Annotated in this window: 20 protein-coding genes; 17 read left to right on the top strand and 3 right to left on the bottom strand. The window is 57.6% G+C overall.

Annotated elements, in window-relative coordinates; genetic code table 11:
• The first annotated feature begins 78 nt into the window (after nucleotides 1–78).
• From tolB to xerD, 11 genes are all read left to right on the top strand, one after another.
• A complete protein-coding gene (tolB, locus tag ACW4YW_RS04845) occupies nucleotides 79–1,377 on the top strand; it encodes a Tol-Pal system beta propeller repeat protein TolB (RefSeq protein ID WP_457136538.1) in 1,299 nt (432 codons plus the stop codon).
• Nucleotides 1,378–1,516: 139 nt separating this feature from the next.
• Nucleotides 1,517–2,062 (top strand): peptidoglycan-associated lipoprotein Pal, encoded by a 546-nt coding sequence (gene pal / locus ACW4YW_RS04840; protein ID WP_309566130.1) that lies wholly within the window; start codon nucleotides 1,517–1,519, stop codon nucleotides 2,060–2,062.
• A gap of 3 nt (nucleotides 2,063–2,065) precedes the next feature.
• Nucleotides 2,066–2,884 carry a YbgF trimerization domain-containing protein gene (locus ACW4YW_RS04835; protein ID WP_457136537.1) on the top strand — a complete coding sequence of 273 codons (819 nt, stop codon included), beginning with the start codon at nucleotides 2,066–2,068 and terminating at the stop codon, nucleotides 2,882–2,884.
• Nucleotides 2,885–2,890: 6 nt separating this feature from the next.
• Entirely contained in the window at nucleotides 2,891–3,529 is a 639-nt protein-coding gene (gene queE / locus ACW4YW_RS04830; RefSeq protein WP_457136536.1) for a 7-carboxy-7-deazaguanine synthase QueE, read from the top strand.
• 45 nt (nucleotides 3,530–3,574) lie between these two features.
• Complete coding sequence (gene queC, locus ACW4YW_RS04825; RefSeq protein WP_457136535.1) at nucleotides 3,575–4,264, top strand: 7-cyano-7-deazaguanine synthase QueC; 690 nt, start codon at nucleotides 3,575–3,577, stop codon at nucleotides 4,262–4,264.
• A 71-nt stretch (nucleotides 4,265–4,335) separates the two neighbouring features.
• Nucleotides 4,336–4,584 (top strand): 30S ribosomal protein S16, encoded by a 249-nt coding sequence (gene rpsP, locus ACW4YW_RS04820; RefSeq protein WP_309566134.1) that lies wholly within the window; start codon nucleotides 4,336–4,338, stop codon nucleotides 4,582–4,584.
• Nucleotides 4,585–4,637: 53 nt separating this feature from the next.
• Nucleotides 4,638–5,132, top strand: coding sequence for a ribosome maturation factor RimM (rimM, locus tag ACW4YW_RS04815; protein WP_457136975.1), 495 nt, complete (start codon nucleotides 4,638–4,640; stop codon nucleotides 5,130–5,132).
• Nucleotides 5,129–5,923, top strand: a complete 795-nt coding sequence (trmD, locus tag ACW4YW_RS04810; RefSeq protein ID WP_457136534.1) for a tRNA (guanosine(37)-N1)-methyltransferase TrmD — start codon at nucleotides 5,129–5,131, stop codon at nucleotides 5,921–5,923. The genes rimM and trmD overlap by 4 nt, the downstream gene beginning before the upstream one ends.
• Before the next feature lie 13 nt (nucleotides 5,924–5,936).
• On the top strand, nucleotides 5,937–6,326 hold the full coding sequence (rplS, locus tag ACW4YW_RS04805) for a 50S ribosomal protein L19 (protein WP_309566138.1): 390 nt from the start codon (nucleotides 5,937–5,939) through the stop codon (nucleotides 6,324–6,326).
• Between the two features lie 125 nt (nucleotides 6,327–6,451).
• Complete coding sequence (locus ACW4YW_RS04800; RefSeq protein ID WP_457136533.1) at nucleotides 6,452–6,940, top strand: methylated-DNA--[protein]-cysteine S-methyltransferase; 489 nt, start codon at nucleotides 6,452–6,454, stop codon at nucleotides 6,938–6,940.
• Entirely contained in the window at nucleotides 6,927–7,820 is an 894-nt protein-coding gene (xerD, locus tag ACW4YW_RS04795; protein ID WP_457136532.1) for a site-specific tyrosine recombinase XerD, read from the top strand. Before ACW4YW_RS04800 ends, xerD begins: the two co-directional genes overlap by 14 nt.
• A gap of 10 nt (nucleotides 7,821–7,830) precedes the next feature.
• On the opposite strand, the gene ACW4YW_RS04790 is transcribed toward xerD, so the two are convergent.
• Nucleotides 7,831–8,598, bottom strand: a complete 768-nt coding sequence (locus tag ACW4YW_RS04790; protein WP_457136531.1) for a helix-turn-helix domain-containing protein — start codon at nucleotides 8,596–8,598, stop codon at nucleotides 7,831–7,833.
• Nucleotides 8,599–8,695: 97 nt separating this feature from the next.
• Here ACW4YW_RS04790 and ACW4YW_RS04785 point away from each other — a divergent pair, with 97 nt between their 5' ends.
• Entirely contained in the window at nucleotides 8,696–9,775 is a 1,080-nt protein-coding gene (locus tag ACW4YW_RS04785) for a DUF3047 domain-containing protein (protein WP_457136530.1), read from the top strand.
• A gap of 2 nt (nucleotides 9,776–9,777) precedes the next feature.
• Here ACW4YW_RS04785 and folB read toward each other — a convergent pair whose 3' ends face one another.
• Nucleotides 9,778–10,134, bottom strand: coding sequence for a dihydroneopterin aldolase (gene folB / locus ACW4YW_RS04780; protein ID WP_457136529.1), 357 nt, complete (start codon nucleotides 10,132–10,134; stop codon nucleotides 9,778–9,780).
• Nucleotides 10,135–10,204: 70 nt separating this feature from the next.
• Between folB and plsY the strand changes: the two genes are divergently transcribed.
• Nucleotides 10,205–10,795, top strand: coding sequence for a glycerol-3-phosphate 1-O-acyltransferase PlsY (plsY, locus tag ACW4YW_RS04775; RefSeq protein WP_457136528.1), 591 nt, complete (start codon nucleotides 10,205–10,207; stop codon nucleotides 10,793–10,795).
• 18 nt (nucleotides 10,796–10,813) lie between these two features.
• Here the strand turns inward: plsY and tsaD are convergent, their stop codons facing one another.
• Nucleotides 10,814–11,833: a tRNA (adenosine(37)-N6)-threonylcarbamoyltransferase complex transferase subunit TsaD gene (gene tsaD, locus ACW4YW_RS04770; RefSeq protein ID WP_457136527.1), complete on the bottom strand. Its 1,020-nt coding sequence runs from the start codon at nucleotides 11,831–11,833 to the stop codon at nucleotides 10,814–10,816.
• 86 nt (nucleotides 11,834–11,919) lie between these two features.
• On the opposite strand from tsaD, the gene rpsU reads away from it, so the two are divergent.
• The 4 genes from rpsU (at nucleotide 11,920) to rpoD (ending at nucleotide 16,441) form a co-directional block, all read left to right on the top strand.
• Nucleotides 11,920–12,132, top strand: a complete 213-nt coding sequence (gene rpsU / locus ACW4YW_RS04765) for a 30S ribosomal protein S21 (RefSeq protein WP_011480545.1) — start codon at nucleotides 11,920–11,922, stop codon at nucleotides 12,130–12,132.
• An 18-nt stretch (nucleotides 12,133–12,150) separates the two neighbouring features.
• Nucleotides 12,151–12,597, top strand: a complete 447-nt coding sequence (locus tag ACW4YW_RS04760; protein WP_457136526.1) for a GatB/YqeY domain-containing protein — start codon at nucleotides 12,151–12,153, stop codon at nucleotides 12,595–12,597.
• Between the two features lie 89 nt (nucleotides 12,598–12,686).
• On the top strand, nucleotides 12,687–14,417 hold the full coding sequence (gene dnaG / locus ACW4YW_RS04755) for a DNA primase (protein ID WP_457136525.1): 1,731 nt from the start codon (nucleotides 12,687–12,689) through the stop codon (nucleotides 14,415–14,417).
• 101 nt (nucleotides 14,418–14,518) lie between these two features.
• A complete protein-coding gene (gene rpoD, locus ACW4YW_RS04750; protein ID WP_457136524.1) occupies nucleotides 14,519–16,441 on the top strand; it encodes an RNA polymerase sigma factor RpoD in 1,923 nt (640 codons plus the stop codon).
• Nucleotides 16,442–16,449: the final 8 nt, after the last annotated feature.

Raw genomic sequence — 16,449 nt, 5'->3', positions numbered from 1 at the left:
CAAGTCTGTGGGCGAATTTGGTAGAATGTCCGCTGATCAATCGGGGAACTTTGCATTATTTTACCGCCCTAAACCCACATGAATAAATTACGCTTATTTCTCAGCCTCTTAGTTTCCTTCCTGCCATTCGGTGTGACGTCCGGTGCGCATGCCGCCCTGACCGTCGAAATTGTCGGTGGCGCCGCCCAGCAAATCCCGATTGCGGTCGTACCCTTCGCCCAGCAGGGAACGATCCCCGGCCAGCAGGACACGATAGCCAACGTGATTGGCGCCGATTTGCGCCGCAGCGGCCTGTTCCGCGTGCTGGAAACCCGCGGCGTTGCCAACCAGCCCAGCGAACTCAGCCAGGTCAATTACCAGGACTGGGCCTCGATCCAGGCGCAGGCATTGACCATAGGCAATATCGAGACGCTGCCCGGCAATCGTCTTAAAGTGTCTTTCCGCCTGCTGGACGTATACAAGCAGAACCAGCTGGTGGGCATGGAATACAACATCACCCCGGCCCAGTTGCGCCTGACCGCGCACAAGATCGCCGACGTGATCTACCAGAAGCTGACGGGCGAGCAGGGCGTCTTTGCCACCCGCATCGCTTATGTCAGCAAGTCCGGCGGCCGCTATGCATTGCAAGTGGCGGATTCCGACGGATACAACCCGCAGACCGTCGTCTCTTCCGCAGAGCCGATCATTTCGCCCGTCTGGTCTCCTGACGGCACCAAGCTGGCGTATGTATCGTTCGAAAAGAAGAAGCCCATCGTCTATGTGCAATCCTTGATATCCGGCCAGCGCACCGTATTGGCGAATTTCAAGGGCAATAACAGTGCGCCTTCATGGTCGCCTGACGGCAAACGGTTGGCGATCGTGCTGACGCATGCGGCCAATTCCCAGATCTACTCCATCAATGCCGATGGCACCGGTTTGCAACAGTTGACGCGCACTACCGCGATCGATACCGAGCCGACATGGTCGCCGGATGGCCGCTATATCTATTTCACCTCCGATCGCGGCGGCAGCCCGCAAATCTACCGCATGGCCTCCAGCGGCGGCGATGCCAGCCGCATGACGTTCGAGGGCGGTTACGTCGTGAGTCCGCGCCTGTCGGCCGATGGCAAGTCTCTTGCTTACATCCGCCGTGACGGTGGCCAGTTCAAGGTCGCTCTGCAGGATCTGCAGAGCGGGCAAGTGCAGGTATTGAGCGACGGGCCCAAGGATGAATCGCCCAGCTTCGCGCCGAATGGCCGCATGTTGCTGCACGCCACCCGTATCGGCGGTCGCGGCGCATTGGCGGCCGTGTCTGCCGATGGCCGGGTCAAGCAGCGCCTGAGCGAGAGCGGCGGCGATGTGCGCGAGCCCGCATGGGGCCCGATCATCAGTCAGTAGGGAATTGAAATAACAAGCAAGTTATTGTAAAAACGGCCGTTATGCTTACTTGGCGCCGGGTGTTTTTGTAACAACAGGCAAGTTTGTAGTGTGGTAACAGTTGATGGTGTGTCTTACATAATTTAAAGGAGAGAACAAAGTGAACAAGAATATCGTGATCAGTGTATTGCTTGCAGCCATGTTGGCAGCTTGCTCGAGCAAGGCAGTGAAAGAAACTCCACAGGCGGCCGTCGAGGACAAGAGTCCAGTCGCCACTCAAAGCAGCAGTAGCACCACTAGTGATTCTGCTACGAGTGGCGTATCCGACTCCTCTTTGGCAAGCAACCCGCTGAAGGACCCTAACAACATCCTGTCCAAGCGCAACGTGTACTTCGATTTCGACAGCGATGCGATCAAGGCAGAGTTCCGTCCATTGATCGAGGCGCATGCGCAATACCTGAGCTCGCACGGCGATGCCAAGGTGTTCCTGCAAGGCAATACCGATGATCGCGGCACGCGCGAATACAACTTGTCCCTGGGTCAGCGCCGTGCCGTTGCTGTCAAGAAGGTGTTGAACCTGCTTGGCGTGCAAGACGCACAGATCGAGACAGTAAGCTTCGGCAAGGAAAAGGCGAATGCCGGTTGCGCGGATGAAACTTGCTGGCAGCAAGACCGCCGTGTAGAGCTTCTGTACCAAGGCGAGTAATTCATGATGCAGCGTTTACTGGTTCTGGTTGTAGTCGGTTTTCTCTCGCTGCCTCACTTGGTGCAGGCTGCGCTTTTCGGCGATGATGAGGCAAGGAAAAAGATCGCTGATCTGCAACAGCAGGTTCAAGCCCAGAACCAGGAAACGCAAGCCGCGTTAGCGGAATTGAAAAAGAGCCAGCAGGCCCTGGAAACCAAAAGCCAGGGCATGTTGGACTTGATGGGCCAGATAGACAGGCTCAACCAGGAAATCAGCCGCCTCAAGGGCGAGCTCGAAGTCGTCAACCATAATGTTGAAAATACACAGCAGCGTCAGCGCGACTTGTATGCTGACACTGACGGCCGTTTGCGCAAGCTGGAAGAAGGCGGCGTCCCCGCCACCGCTCAGAACGGCGGTGACGAGGGCAACGCACAAGCCGCTGCCAATGGCGATAGCCCCGAAGCGCGCGACCTGGAGGCAGCCAAGGCGTTCTCAGCCTCGGGCAAGTTCAAGGAAGCCTTCGACGCTTATGGCAAGTTCCTGCAAAGCTACCCAGGTTCCCCTTTGACTGCCGACGCATTGCTCGGCTTGGGCAGCGCGCAGTTCTCGCTGAAGAACTACAAGGCATCCATCAATACCCAGCAAAAGCTGATTTCCCTGCACGCGAACAGCGACAAGGTGCCGGATGCGATGTTCAGCATTGCCAATAGCCAAATCCAGCTCTCAGACGTGGAAGGCGCCAAGAAGACACTGCGTGGATTGCTGGAAAAATTCCCCAACCACGAGCTGGCCCCGAGCGCCAAGCGCCGCCTCAACGTGCTGGACTCGATCAAGTCCAGATAGTTTTCCGTGTTACGCATCCATGAGATATTCCACTCCCTGCAAGGGGAGTCGTCGCGCGTAGGCCTGCCTACCGTTTTCGTGCGCCTGACGGGCTGTCCGATGCGTTGCGTCTATTGCGATACCGAGTATGCGTTCAAGGGCGGCAGCAATATGTCGCTGGAAGAGATCATGGCGCAGGTCGGCAGCTATGGCGCCAAGTATGTCTGCGTCACAGGCGGCGAGCCGCTCGCGCAAAAGAAGGAGTGCCTCAAGCTGCTCGAGCGCTTGTGCGACAACGGCTACGAGGTTTCGCTAGAGACTGGCGGCGCCATTGCCACCGATGGCGTGGATGAACGCGTCGCCGTGATCCTGGATATCAAGACGCCTGGTTCGGGCGAACTGGCCAAGAACAAATGGGAAAACCTGCAGCGGCTCAAGCCGAATGACGAGATCAAGTTCGTGCTCTGCAGCCGCGAGGATTATGACTGGGCCAAGCAGTTGCTGGCAGAGCATGCCCTCAATGAAAAGTGCCAGGTGATATTCTCGCCTGTGTTCAGCCAGGTCACGCCTACCGATCTGGCAGACTGGGTGCTTGCCGACAAGTTGCCTGTGCGCATGCAGGTGCAGCTGCACAAGATCCTCTGGGGCGAGACGCCCGGCAAATAGGCATTCATGGCCGCATCCATGCGGCTGTCATCAAGGAATCAATATATGAGCAAGAGAGCCGTAGTGCTGTTGTCGGGCGGTCTGGATTCCGCCACGGTGCTCGCTATCGCACGCAGCCAAGGCTATGAAGCCTATTGCCTGAGCCTGGACTACCAGCAGCGGCATCGCGCGGAGCTGGATGCCGCCGACCGTGTCACCGGTGCGCTTGGCGCTGCCTTGCACCGCACCGTGAAGCTGGATTTGTCGGTATTTGGCGGTTCTGCGCTCACCGACGCCTCGATCGCTGTGCCGGAAGTGCCGAGCGAAGGCATTCCCGTGACCTATGTGCCCGCACGCAATACCATCATGCTATCCTTGGCGCTGGCATGGGCCGAAGTGCTGGACGCGCGCGATATCTTCATCGGCGTGAACGCACTGGATTATTCCGGTTATCCCGACTGCCGCGGCGAATATGTCCACGCCTTCCAGGCCATGGCCAACCTCGCGACCAAGAGTGCAGTCGAGGGGCGGACGATCACCATCCATGCGCCCTTGATCGATATGACCAAGGCCGAGATCGTCACCCAGGGCGCCGCGCTCGGGGTCGACTACAGCTTGACCGTTTCCTGCTACCAGGCGGATGCCGAAGGCAGAGCCTGCGGCGTATGCGATTCCTGCCGGTTACGGCGCCAGGGCTTTGTCGCAGCGGGCCTAGCCGATCCCACCCGTTATGCGCCAACAGCAAATACTGCATGATTGACTTGCCAAGACTATAAAAAATAACGTAAAATCCGCGCCTTTCAGTCTAATCCAAAGAGAACAAGATTATGGTGATTATTCGTCTCGCCCGCGGTGGCGCGAAGAAAGCTCCTTTTTACAGCGTCGTTGTCGCTGATTCCCGTAACCGTCGTGATGGCCGCTTCATCGAGCGCGTTGGTTTCTACAACCCGCTCGCCAAGGAAGGCCAAGAAGGCCTGCGCCTGAACAGCGAGCGTATCGCTCACTGGCGTAGCAACGGTGCTCAGTTGTCTGACAGCGTCGCTCGCCTGGTTAAGCAAGCTCAAAAGTCTGCTTAATTGAAGGGCCGCTGTGAAAGCGGTTGCTGCAAGTTGTGAGTGAATTAGTCATTATGGGGCGCATCGTCGCCCCTTATGGCGTTTATGGTTGGGTGAAAGTCCAGCCGGATACCGAGTACATCGACAGCCTGTTTGATTATGACCGCTGGATGCTGGGGCGCGCCGATCCGAAGCACCCCGAGCAGTGGCGGCCGTATGAGGTCGAAAAGGCAAAAGTGCATAACGACCTGCTGCTGGTCAAGCTGGAAGGCGTAGATGACCGCGACCAGGCGTTCGCCTGCAAGGGCATGCATGTCGCGGTGCGCCGGGACGAGTTGCCTGAGCCCGAAGAGGACGAGTATTACTGGTCCGACCTGATCGGCCTGCAAGTGCGCAACCAGCAAGGCATAGACTTCGGCCAGGTGGCGGATGTATTTGCCACGGGCGCCAACGATGTGCTGGTGGTGAAAGGCGACCGTGAGCGTTTGTTGCCTTTTATCGGCCAGATCGTGCTTGAAGTGGATATCGACGCCAAGGCTATCTTGGTGGATTGGGATCCGGAATTTTGAGCAGGGCCGGCCATACGCAGGAAAGGCGCGCCACGCAGTTTGACGTGGTGACCCTGTTTCCGGAAATGTTCGATGCCTTGACCAGGTTCGGCATCAGCTCCCGGGCCCAGGAACGCGGTATTTATGAACTGGGATTGTGGAACCCTAGGGATTTCACAACAGACAATTACCGCACCATAGACGATAGGCCATATGGCGGCGGCCCAGGCATGGTGATGCTGGCCGAGCCGTTGGAAAAGGCGATTGCGGCAGCGAAAATCCGGCAGCAGTCGCGCGGTGTGGAGAATCCCAAAGTGATTCACCTCTCGCCGCAGGGCGTACCGCTCAAGCATGAGCACGTGATGCAGTTGAAGGATGCGCCCGGCTTGATATTGCTGGCGAGCCGCTATGAAGGTGTGGATGAGCGTTTGCTGTCCACGCTGGTGGATGAAGAATATTCGATCGGCGACTATGTGTTGTCTGGCGGTGAAATTCCCGCCATGGTGATACTGGACGCGATCATCAGGCAGTTGCCCGGTAGCCTGGGCGACGCCGGTTCGGCAGAGGAAGATTCCTTTGCCGATGGTTTGCTGGATTGTCCGCATTACACCCGCCCAGAGGAGTATGCGGGGCAGAAGGTGCCGGAAGTGCTGTTGTCCGGCAACCATGCCAAGATCAAGCGCTGGCGGTTGAAGCAATCGCTGGCGCGAACCCGGGCAAAACGCCCGGATTTATTGGCCGCAAGGCCGTTGACGAAAGAGGAATCTCGGCTGCTCATGGAAATAGAGCAGGAACAAGATTCCCATAACTAAAAGGAAGCAAAAAATGGCTGATATCATCAAGCAACTGGAACAGGAAGAAATTGCCCGCCTTGGCAAGACCATTCCTTCTTTCGCGCCAGGCGACACCGTTGTCGTTGGTGTGAACGTGGTTGAAGGTACACGTAAGCGTGTACAGGCATACGAGGGTGTTGTGATCGCAATCCGCAACCGCGGCCTGAACTCTTCCTTCATCGTGCGCAAGATCTCCTCCGGTGAAGGCGTGGAACGTACTTTCCAAACCTACTCCCCGCTGATCGCCAGCATCGAAGTCAAGCGCCGTGGTGACGTACGCCGCAGCAAGCTGTACTACTTGCGCGAGCGCTCCGGCAAGTCCGCACGTATCAAGGAAAAGCTGCAACTGCGCGCTCCCAAGGAAACAACCAGCGCAGAATAAGCGTTTGCTTGTTGGCAGAGCAAGAAAGCCCCGGCCTCCGGGGCTTTTTCATTTTACTGATCCTGTTTTTGCTGATCTTGCTGCATCGCGTTTTTTATCGCGCTGTTTTCCTCTATCATCGCCATATGGAACCGAACCAAACGCCTTCCTTCGATGCCGTCGTCACAGCGCCGTTCGGCGCGATAGGGATCAATGTCTCGAACGACTACGTGACGGGCATGCGCCTGCTCTCCAAGCAGTTGCCGGCGTTTTGCAGCGCCAATCCTTTCGTCCAGCACGTCGCGCGGCAAGTCGGGCAATACCTGCAAGATGCCGCCGCGCCGCTCGATTTCCCTTATGTGCTCCAGGGCACCTTGTTCCAGAAGCGGGTATGGCAGGCCATGTCCGCGATTCCGCTTGGCGCGGTGTGGACGTATGGCGAACTGGCGGATCGGGTGAGGTCCGGCCCGCGGGCCGTTGCCAATGTCTGCGGCGCCAATCATCTGACCTTGGTGATTCCCTGCCACCGCATCGTCGCCAAGGGCGGCCTGGGCGGGTTCATGCAGGGCGATGCCAAGGGCCTGGAAATCAAGCGCTGGCTGTTGCAGCACGAGCGGGCCGATGGATACCGTTGACGCGCTGCTAGACAACTTTATCGACCATTTGTGGCTGGAAGACGGCCTGGCAAAGAATACCTTGTCCAGCTACCGCCAGGACCTGGCCGCATTTGCCGCCTGGCTGCAACAGGCCAGGCACAGGACTATGCTGGAGGCCGGCCCGGAAGATATCCAGGGATTCATCGCGTTCCGCTTTCCGCAAAGCAAGCCGCGCAGCATCAGCCGCCTGGTTGCCAGCCTGCGCCGCTTCTACCGCTTTGCCTTGCGCGAGTCCCATATCGATGTTGATCCCAGCATCCACATCGAGTCGCCGAAACTGCCGCGCTCGTTGCCTAAGAGCTTGAGCGAAGACGACGTGGAGCGGTTGATCGATGCGCCTGACCACAATACCAACCTCGGGTTGCGCGACCGTGCTATGCTGGAAACGCTCTACGCGACAGGGCTGCGGGTTTCCGAGCTCGTCGGCATGCACGCCACCGAGCTGAGCCTGACGGATGGCGTAGTGCGTATTACCGGCAAGGGCAGCAAGACTCGGCTGGTGCCGCTGGGCGAACAATCAGTGGAATGGCTGGCGCGCTACCTGCAGGAAGGCCGTCCGTCCATCCTGCAGCAACGCTTGAGCGACCACCTGTTCGTGACCCAGCGTGGCGAAGGCATGACGCGCCAGGCGTTCTGGCACATCATTAAGCGCTATGCCGCCGTTGCCGGCATCAAGGCTTCCTTGTCTCCCCACGTACTGCGCCATGCCTTCGCCACCCATCTCCTCAACCACGGTGCTGACCTGCGCGTGGTGCAGATGCTGCTGGGCCACGCCGACATCTCCACCACGCAGATCTATACCCACGTCGCGCGCGAGCGCTTGAAGCAATTGCACGAGGCGCATCACCCGCGCGGATGATACTTGCTGGTCAGGTTATCATCTCGAAGCGCTTGATTGCGCGGAACACAAAGCTAGGCTGCACGCCGAAGCTTCGATGGAAGCAGTTGCTGAAATGCGCCGAGTCGGTGAACCCGTTATTGAGCGCCACATGGGTCATATTGTCCGTGTGGTAAAACTGCCCGGCCGCTGTCAGCAACCTTTTCCAGCGCCTGAAGCGCCTGTAAGGATTGCCGGTTTCGGCCTTGAATAAATGCAGGAACCTTGACGGCGAGAGATCGACCGCGGCAGCAAGGTACGCATTGGAAAAATTCCGGTCGGGCTCGTTGCGCATGATCTCGATCGCGGCCTGTATGCGCGGGTCGATCACGCGCATGCTGGATGCGTCTCCTAACAAGCGGCTTAGCCGGAGATCCACTTCGCCCTTGGCGGGATCATCCTCGTAGATGCTGCGGAAGCAATCGACCAGCCCTGCGTCGTGGAAGGTGGTGGCGGAGTGCGTGCGATAAGGGAATCGTTGCCGCAGCAACTGAAATTCCGGGCTGTCCATTTCCACGAACATTTTGCCGTGAATGCCGTTGCCAAAATCAATCTCATGATTGACGCCGGGAGGAATGATGGCGCAACTGCATGCCACGGCGGCTCCGCGATTGATCGTGATCTGGAACGGCTTGTAGATGCCGACGTGGATCGCGGCAGCGCCATACAGGTGCTGGCCGAGCGGAGGGGAAGGGCCGAAATACAGCACTTTTCCTGGCCAGAGAAATATTCTCAGGTGGGTCGGGTAGGCAGTCAACATAGCTGGTTTTTGCAAGAACCGATAGGTTGGAATCCCTAGAATATCAAGCTCATAAGCAATTGTTCAATTGATCGTTAATGCCAGGGCGAGGTGGAGCATGAACCAGCAAGAATTCAAACGCGGTTTCGAGGCGTTGTTGCAACAGTCTCCAGCAGGTGTGGTGCAGGATTTCCGTTTCTTTGATTTGTCATCGCGGGATGTACCCTGGATCGACAGCGGAATCGACGTGCAGCAAGGTGACAACTTCAGCAGTTTTGCCATTGGCAGGACAACGCTGAGCGGAACCCCAATCTGGATCGGCCCGCATTACCAGCTATGGTTCCGGGTCGGGGAAGGCGGCGAAGTCTTTCGCGGCACCCGCGACACGCATTCCTGGCAGGCTGCGCATGCAGGCCGGCTCTATCTTGCCAGCTATTTCCCCGGCGAATGGGCGGATGCAAGCGGCAAGCTGGCCACGCCGAAGGAAGCCTATGGCATGGTGGAGGGAGGCTTCAGCCTGTTGCTGCTGCGCTGGCAAACGGAACCTCGGCAAGGCTTGGAACGTTTGCTGCCACTTGGGGATGTCAATGGATTGTTGCAGCAGGAAGCAAATAGATTGGCCAATGGGGTGGGCGTCCCCGAAGGATGGCAATACCTCTGGTTCATCGGGCCGGCGGAGATATACCGCAAGCATGCACATGAGCATGGCGAAACGATGTGCTGCAATACGCACAATGACGTCGGCCTGCTGCAACAGGATGTGGATGTGCCGCTAGTGCCCGATGCCCGGCTGCAATGGTCGTGGAAAATTGATCTTTTGCCATCCAGCGTCGCCGAAGATACATTGCCTACCCACGATTACATGAGCATCGCCGTCGAGTTCGATAACGGGCAGGACATCACTTACTACTGGAGCGCCGGCTTGCCGGTTGGTACCGGCTATCGCTGTCCCATCCCGAGCTGGACGGCGCGCGAGACTCATGTCGTTATCCGCTCAGGCGAGCAGGATCTGGGCAAGTGGTTGAGTGAGCAGCGCAACCTCTACGAGGATTACGCCAAATACATAGGCGGTGCAATGCCGGAGCGGATTGTACGCGTATGGTTGATCGCCTTGAGCTTATTCCAGCGCCGGGAAGGGAGGTGCGAATACAGAGATATTGAACTGCTGGCCGAAGGCAGCGTTGTTCCGGTCAAGTAATGTTATTGGGCACGGCTCCGCTCTATCACCACTCCCAACGCTTTCAGCCCCGGTAAAATGCCCGGTTTGGCGACGCGTAGCTTGACCCAGGGTGCGCCGAATTCCTGCATGATGAGCTGGCAGATATGTTCCGCCAGGGCTTCGACCAGCTTGAACGAGTTTTCTGCCAGTGTTTCGCGGATGCGCGAAACGACCACGCCGTAATCGATGGTGTCGCCGATGTCGTCGGTCTGGCAGGAACTGCTGTCGGGCATGGCGATTTCAATGTCGAGGATGATGGTTTGCGCCGTGAGGCGTTCCCAATCGGGCACGCCGAGATGGGTTTGCACCTTGACTTCGCTGAGAAAAATGATGTCCATATGAGCGGGGATCCTGCGTTAGGGCTTGTGGGCTGATAGAATACGGCAACTCAATTTTAATCCAATCCTCATGAATAACGCAGTTTTCGTCATCGCCGCCTATCTTCTCGGCTCAATTTCTTTCGGCATCCTCGTCAGCAAGGCCTTTGGCCTGCCTGATCCGCGCACCTTCGGTTCCGGCAATCCCGGCGCGACCAACGTGTTGCGCAGCGGCAAGAAGCTGGCTGCATTGCTGACATTGCTGGGGGATGCGGCCAAGGGCTGGCTGCCGGTTTGGCTGGCGCAATGCTATGCATTGCCGGTGGAAGTGGTGTGCTGGATTGCGGTAGCAGTGTTCCTGGGGCACTTGTACCCGGTGTTCTACCGCTTCAAGGGCGGCAAGGGCGTGGCGACCGCATTGGGGGTGCTGCTGGCATTCTCCCCATTGTTGGCAGGGCTGGCTTTGCTGAGCTGGATCGCGGTGTTCGCGCTGACGCGTTTTTCATCATTGGCCGCATTGACTGCCGCGGCCTTGGCGCCTGGTTTCGCCTGGCTGCTGCTGCCGCAGGTGGGCTACATCATTGTCGTGTTTGTGCTGTCGTTATTGCTGATCTGGCGCCACCGCAGCAATATCCGCAAATTGCTGGACGGTAGCGAAGCCGGGTTCGGCAAGAAGCGCTAGCCGCGCTTTGAGTGTTTTTTACGGCCTGGTCAGCTCCGCCAGGTCCCAGCGCGGCCTCACGGTGAAGCCGTGGTTGCCTTGTTTGGCATGCCGCATGCGCATGGCGCCGGCAAATGCGATCATGGCGCCATTGTCGGTGCAAAACTCCAGCCTCGGATAATGCACTTGATATTGCCTGCGTTTCGCCGCCATATTGAGGCGTTCGCGCAGCCGGGCATTCGCGCCAACCCCGCCTGAGACGATCAATTGATTCAACCCGGTTTTGCGCAGGGCGGCCATGCATTTCTTGGTGAGCACTTCCGTGACGGCTTCCTGAAATTCGTAGGCAATATTGGCGCGCGCAGTCTCGTCCAATGTGTCGCCGTATTGGTTGACCAGCGTGAGCACGGCGGTCTTGAGGCCGCTGAAGCTGAAATTGAGGTCTCCGCTGTTCAGCATCGGGCGCGGCAATTGGCAGGCGCCGGGCTGTCCTTGGCTTGCCAGCCTTGAAACCGCGGGGCCGCCGGGATAGCTGAGGCCGAGCAGCTTGGCGGTTTTGTCGAACGCTTCTCCTGCGGCATCGTCCAGGGTGTCGCCCAGCAGCTCATAGTCGCCGATCGCGGAAACGCGCATGAGCTGGGTATGCCCGCCCGATACCAGCAAGGCGACGAACGGGAATGCCGGTGGGTCGGGCTCGAGCAAGGGGGCGAGCAAATGGCCTTCGAGATGGTGGACGCCGATGGTCGGGAGGTCGAGGCTGAACGCGAGGGATTCGGCAATGCTGGTGCCGACCAGCAGGGCGCCCGATAGGCCTGGGCCCTGGGTGTAGGCGATGCCGTCCAGGTCGGCCAATGATTTCCCTGCTTGCTCCAGCACATGCTGGGTCAACGGCAATGTCCGGCGGATATGGTCGCGAGAGGCTAATTCCGGCACCACGCCGCCGTAGGCGGCATGCATGTCGATCTGGGAATGCAATGCATGGGCGAGCAGGCCTTGTTCCGTGTCGTACAGGGCCAGGCCGGTTTCATCGCAGGAAGATTCAATGCCGAGAATTAACATAAGTTTGCGGATAATGTTGATAAAACAATAATGAGGCGCTAGAATAGCAAACTTTTTCACCCTTTCTCAAAGGTAAAGTGATTTAAATGTCTAGCGTACGTGTAAAAGAGAACGAGCCGTTTGACGTGGCTCTGCGCCGTTTCAAGCGCATGATTGAAAAGACTGGCCTTCTGACCGACTTGCGCGCTCGCGAGTACTACGAAAAGCCAACATGGGAGCGCAAGCGTAAGGCTGCTGCTGCTGTTAAGCGTCACTACCGCCGTATCCGCAGCCAGACCCTGCCTACCAAGCTGTACTAAGCTAAGAGTAGTATTGCTGTGACGATCAAGGCGCAACTCGCCGAAGATATGAAAGCCGCGATGCGTGCAAAGGATAGCGCACGTCTCGGGGCTATTCGCCTTTTGCAGGCGGCGATCAAGCAGCGCGAGGTGGATGAGCGCATCGAGCTGGACGACGGCCAGGTGATCGAGGCAATCGAGAAGATGCTCAAGCAGCGCCGCGATTCGATCACCCAGTATGAAGCCGCCAACCGTCATGACTTGGCGGATGTGGAAAAGTTTGAAGTGACTGTGCTGAAAACCTATCTGCCTGCCGCATTGTCCGAAGATGAAGTGAATGTCATCCTGGACAGCGTGATTGCGGAAACCGGTGCTACCAGCATCAAGGATATGAGCAAGGTGATGGCTGCCATCAAGCCCAAGGTGGTCGGTCGTGCCGACATGGGCAAGATTTCAGGATTAATCAAGTCCAAGCTTGCCGCATGAACCTGATTGCTCGGTAATGTTGGAAAAGGAGCTTCGGGCTCCTTTTTTGTTTTTGGTTTCAGTTTGGGGTTCGGCTATTATTTTCACTCATGATTCCTGATTCCTTCATTCAAGACTTGCTCAATCGCGTCGACATCGTCGATGTGATCGACCGCAGCGTTCCCTTGAAGAAGGCCGGGGCTAATTACTCCGCCTGTTGCCCATTCCATAACGAAAAATCCCCGTCTTTTACCGTCAGCCCGACCAAGCAGTTCTATCATTGCTTCGGTTGCGGCGCGCATGGCTCCGCCATCGGCTTTGTGATGGAGTACCAGGGGATCAGCTTTGTCGAGGCCGTGCACGAGCTGGCCAAATCAGTCGGCATGATCGTGCCGCAGGAGTCGCGGCCTGAGGATGCGGTGAGGGCGAAGGTGATTCCGGGCTTGCAGGAGGTGATGCAGCAAGCGGCGGATTACTACAAGGCGGAGCTGAAGAAGTCGCCGCGCGCCATCGATTATCTCAAGGGGCGCGGCTTGAGCGGCCAGGTGGCCGCCCGCTTCCAGATCGGTTACGCGCCAGCCGGCTGGCAGAACCTGGAGGCCGTGTTTGCGGACTACCGGCATGAGGTGCTTCAAACTGCCGGGCTGGTGATTGAAAACGAGCAGGGCCGCCGCTATGATCGGTTCCGCGACCGCATCATGTTCCCGATCCATGACCAGAAAGGCCAGGTCATCGGTTTTGGCGGCCGGGTGCTGGAAAGTGCGGATGCCGGGGCGAAATACTTGAATTCGCCGGAAACGCCCTTATTTCAGAAGGGTCAGGAGCTTTATGGCCTTTTCCTCGCACGCCGGGCTATCCGCGAAGCGGGCAGGGCATTGGTGGTGGAAGGCTATATGGATGTCGTGGCGCTGGCGCAATACGGCATCGATTATGCAGTGGCTGCGCTGGGCACCGCCACGACGCCGACGCATATTACCAAGCTCATGCGTCAGGCGGATGACATCGTGTTTTGCTTTGATGGAGATAATGCGGGCCGGAGCGCAGCCTGGCGTGCGGCAATGAACGCATTGCCCGCGCTCAAGGATGGATTGCGACTCAGTTTTCTATTCTTGCCTGCCGAGCATGACCCGGATAGCTATGTGCGGGAATTTGGCAAGGAGGCGTTTGAGGCGCTGATGACGCAGGCCTTGCCGTTGTCGCAATACCTGATTCAGGAGCTGAGCGCCAATAACCGCTTGCAGTCGCAGGAGGACAAGGTGCAGTTCCTCAACGAGGCGGAGCCTATCCTGAAGCAGATTCAGGCGCCGAGGCTGGCATTGCTGTTGCGCAAACGCATAGCGGAGTTGGCGGATATTTCCGGCGATGAAATGCGCCGCATGATCAAGCTGCCGGAAACTAATCGCCCGCAGGCACGGTCTGCTCCCAAACAGGCCCGGGTGACGATGTCGTTGCAGCGCAGGTTCGCGTTGATGGCCATCATGCAGCCGCATTTGGTGCAGGAACAGGATTTGGCCTGGTTGACAGGTACTGCCGGTGAAAACGAAATGGTGCGCCAGGTCATCAAGCTGGCACTGGCAAACCCAGCTGCCAAACCTGCGGCGATGCTGCATGGGCTTGAGCCGTTGATTGACGCACGCTTGCTGCCCGATTTGCAGCGCGAGCTGCATTTGCTCGACGAGAGCGTGGACCTGGCATTGGAATTTGACGGCGTGCGCAGGCAATTGAAAGAAATATGTCTGCAGCGCCAGACAAGCTCTGCAGTGGATAGGCTCAAGGAAAAAAGCCTGAGCCAGTTGACGGAAGAAGAGCGCGAACTGCTGAAATCCATCGGCACGCGCTGAAATTGCAGTGGCAGGCTGTATAAAACTGCTAAAAGTTGTAGGTGTTTTTAAGGTATAATCTAGGGTTTTTCGTACTCAACCGCAGTCCGATGGGGTCAAGCATGGCTAAAGAGCAACAGAACGACAATGTAAACGACAAAGCTGATATCACGCTGAATGACGCTGATATACGTCGCACGCGGTTGAAGTCCCTTATCGTCCTGGGCAAGGAGCGTGGGTACCTGACTTACGCCGAGATCAACGACCACTTGCCTGATGACGTCCAGGATTCCGAACAGATCGACGGCATCATCGGCATGATCAACGACATGGGCATCCAGGTGTACGAAGAGGCGCCTGATGCCGAAGCGCTGTTGATGTCCGATGCTCCCGCGCCGGTGGCTGACGAAGATGCGGTTGAAGAAGCCGAACAAGCTCTTTCCACCGTGGATTCCGAGTTCGGTCGCACCACCGACCCGGTGCGTATGTACATGCGCGAAATGGGTACAGTTGACCTGTTGACACGTGAAGGCGAAATCGAGATTGCCAAGCGCATTGAGGATGGCCTCAAGCACATGGTGCAGGCCATTGCCGCCTGTCCCAGCACCATTACCGAACTGTTGGCCATGGTAGACCAGGTCGAGAAGGGCGAACTCGGGGTCGATGATCTTGTTGACGGCCTGATCGACTCTGACGATGGCCTGGGCGAGGAAATCGTGGCGGAAGAAGCCGCTGATACCGATGATGTGGCCGACGAAGAAAGCGATGAAGACGAAGACGACGATGACGGCGCCAAGGCGGCTGCCATTTCGGCCGAAGCCCTTGCCAAACTGCGCGAGGAAGTATTGGCGCGTTTTGCCGTCATCCGTGGTGCTCATGAGAAAATGACCGTCATCCTGTCGGGTAAAGGCTCTCAGGACAAGGAATACCTCAAGCTGCAGGGCACCATCATTGAAGAACTGATGGCATTCCGTTTCTCCGCCAAGCAGGTGGAAGCGCTCTGTGACCGTGTACGCAGCATGGTGGATGAAATCCGCGGGCACGAACGCAAAATCATGGATTTCTGTGTGGAAAAGGCCGGCATGCCGAGGCCGCATTTCATCAAAAGCTTCCCCGGCAACGAGGGCAACCTGGAGTGGTTGAGCGCTGAGCTTACGGTCAATAAGCCTTATGTTGAGCGCCTGGAGCGCTTCCGGCACTCGATTGACGACCAGCAGCAGCAATTGCTGGATATCCAGGACCGCGTCGGCATCCCGATCAAGGAACTCAAGGAAATCAACAAGCAGATGTCCACAGGCGAAGCCCGTGCGCGTCGCGCCAAGCGCGAGATGATCGAGGCAAACCTGCGTCTCGTGATCTCCATTGCCAAGAAATACACCAACCGCGGCCTGCAATTCCTCGACTTGATCCAGGAAGGCAACATCGGCCTGATGAAGGCGGTGGACAAGTTCGAATACCGTCGCGGCTACAAGTTCTCGACATACGCCACATGGTGGATCCGCCAGGCGATCACGCGCTCCATCGCGGACCAGGCGCGGACCATTCGCATCCCTGTGCACATGATCGAAACCATCAACAAGATGAACCGCATCAGCCGCCAGATCCTGCAGGAAACCGGCTTGGAGCCAGATCCAGCGACCCTTGCGGAAAAGATGGAAATGCCGGAAGACAAAATCCGCAAAATCCTCAAGATTTCCAAGGAGCCTATCTCCATGGAAACCCCGATCGGCGACGACGACGACTCCCATTTGGGTGACTTCATTGAAGACGTGGCTACGTTGGCTCCCGTGGATGCTGCTGTATACGCAAGCTTGCGCGATGCCACCAAGGAAGTGCTAGAATCGCTGACCGCAAGGGAAGCCAAGGTGCTGCGCATGCGCTTTGGTATCGAAATGAACACCGACCATACGTTGGAAGAGGTAGGTAAGCAATTCGATGTCACGCGTGAGCGTATCCGTCAAATCGAGGCCAAGGCGCTACGCAAACTGCGCCACCCAACCCGCTCTGAACGCCTGCGCAGTTTCCTCGAAACTGGCAACGACTAAGCGGCTAC

The sequence above is a fragment of the Methylobacillus pratensis genome (assembly GCF_054072455.1).
This window is presented reverse-complemented; position numbering and strand designations above follow the sequence as displayed.

Excerpts from the sequence above, each read along its gene's own strand:
- tolB (WP_457136538.1), top strand. The coding sequence starts at position 79 with ATGAATAAATTACGCTTATTTCTCAGCCTCTTAGTTTCCTTCCTGCCA.
- ACW4YW_RS04835 (WP_457136537.1), top strand. The coding sequence starts at position 2,066 with ATGATGCAGCGTTTACTGGTTCTGGTTGTAGTCGGTTTTCTCTCGCTG.
- queC (WP_457136535.1), top strand. The coding sequence starts at position 3,575 with ATGAGCAAGAGAGCCGTAGTGCTGTTGTCGGGCGGTCTGGATTCCGCC.
- rpsP (WP_309566134.1), top strand. The coding sequence starts at position 4,336 with ATGGTGATTATTCGTCTCGCCCGCGGTGGCGCGAAGAAAGCTCCTTTT.
- rimM (WP_457136975.1), top strand. The coding sequence starts at position 4,638 with ATGGGGCGCATCGTCGCCCCTTATGGCGTTTATGGTTGGGTGAAAGTC.
- rplS (WP_309566138.1), top strand. The coding sequence starts at position 5,937 with ATGGCTGATATCATCAAGCAACTGGAACAGGAAGAAATTGCCCGCCTT.
- ACW4YW_RS04800 (WP_457136533.1), top strand. The coding sequence starts at position 6,452 with ATGGAACCGAACCAAACGCCTTCCTTCGATGCCGTCGTCACAGCGCCG.
- xerD (WP_457136532.1), top strand. The coding sequence starts at position 6,927 with ATGGATACCGTTGACGCGCTGCTAGACAACTTTATCGACCATTTGTGG.
- ACW4YW_RS04790 (WP_457136531.1), bottom strand. The coding sequence starts at position 8,598 with ATGTTGACTGCCTACCCGACCCACCTGAGAATATTTCTCTGGCCAGGA.
- ACW4YW_RS04785 (WP_457136530.1), top strand. The coding sequence starts at position 8,696 with ATGAACCAGCAAGAATTCAAACGCGGTTTCGAGGCGTTGTTGCAACAG.
- folB (WP_457136529.1), bottom strand. The coding sequence starts at position 10,134 with ATGGACATCATTTTTCTCAGCGAAGTCAAGGTGCAAACCCATCTCGGC.
- plsY (WP_457136528.1), top strand. The coding sequence starts at position 10,205 with ATGAATAACGCAGTTTTCGTCATCGCCGCCTATCTTCTCGGCTCAATT.
- tsaD (WP_457136527.1), bottom strand. The coding sequence starts at position 11,833 with ATGTTAATTCTCGGCATTGAATCTTCCTGCGATGAAACCGGCCTGGCC.
- rpsU (WP_011480545.1), top strand. The coding sequence starts at position 11,920 with ATGTCTAGCGTACGTGTAAAAGAGAACGAGCCGTTTGACGTGGCTCTG.
- dnaG (WP_457136525.1), top strand. The coding sequence starts at position 12,687 with ATGATTCCTGATTCCTTCATTCAAGACTTGCTCAATCGCGTCGACATC.
- rpoD (WP_457136524.1), top strand. The coding sequence starts at position 14,519 with ATGGCTAAAGAGCAACAGAACGACAATGTAAACGACAAAGCTGATATC.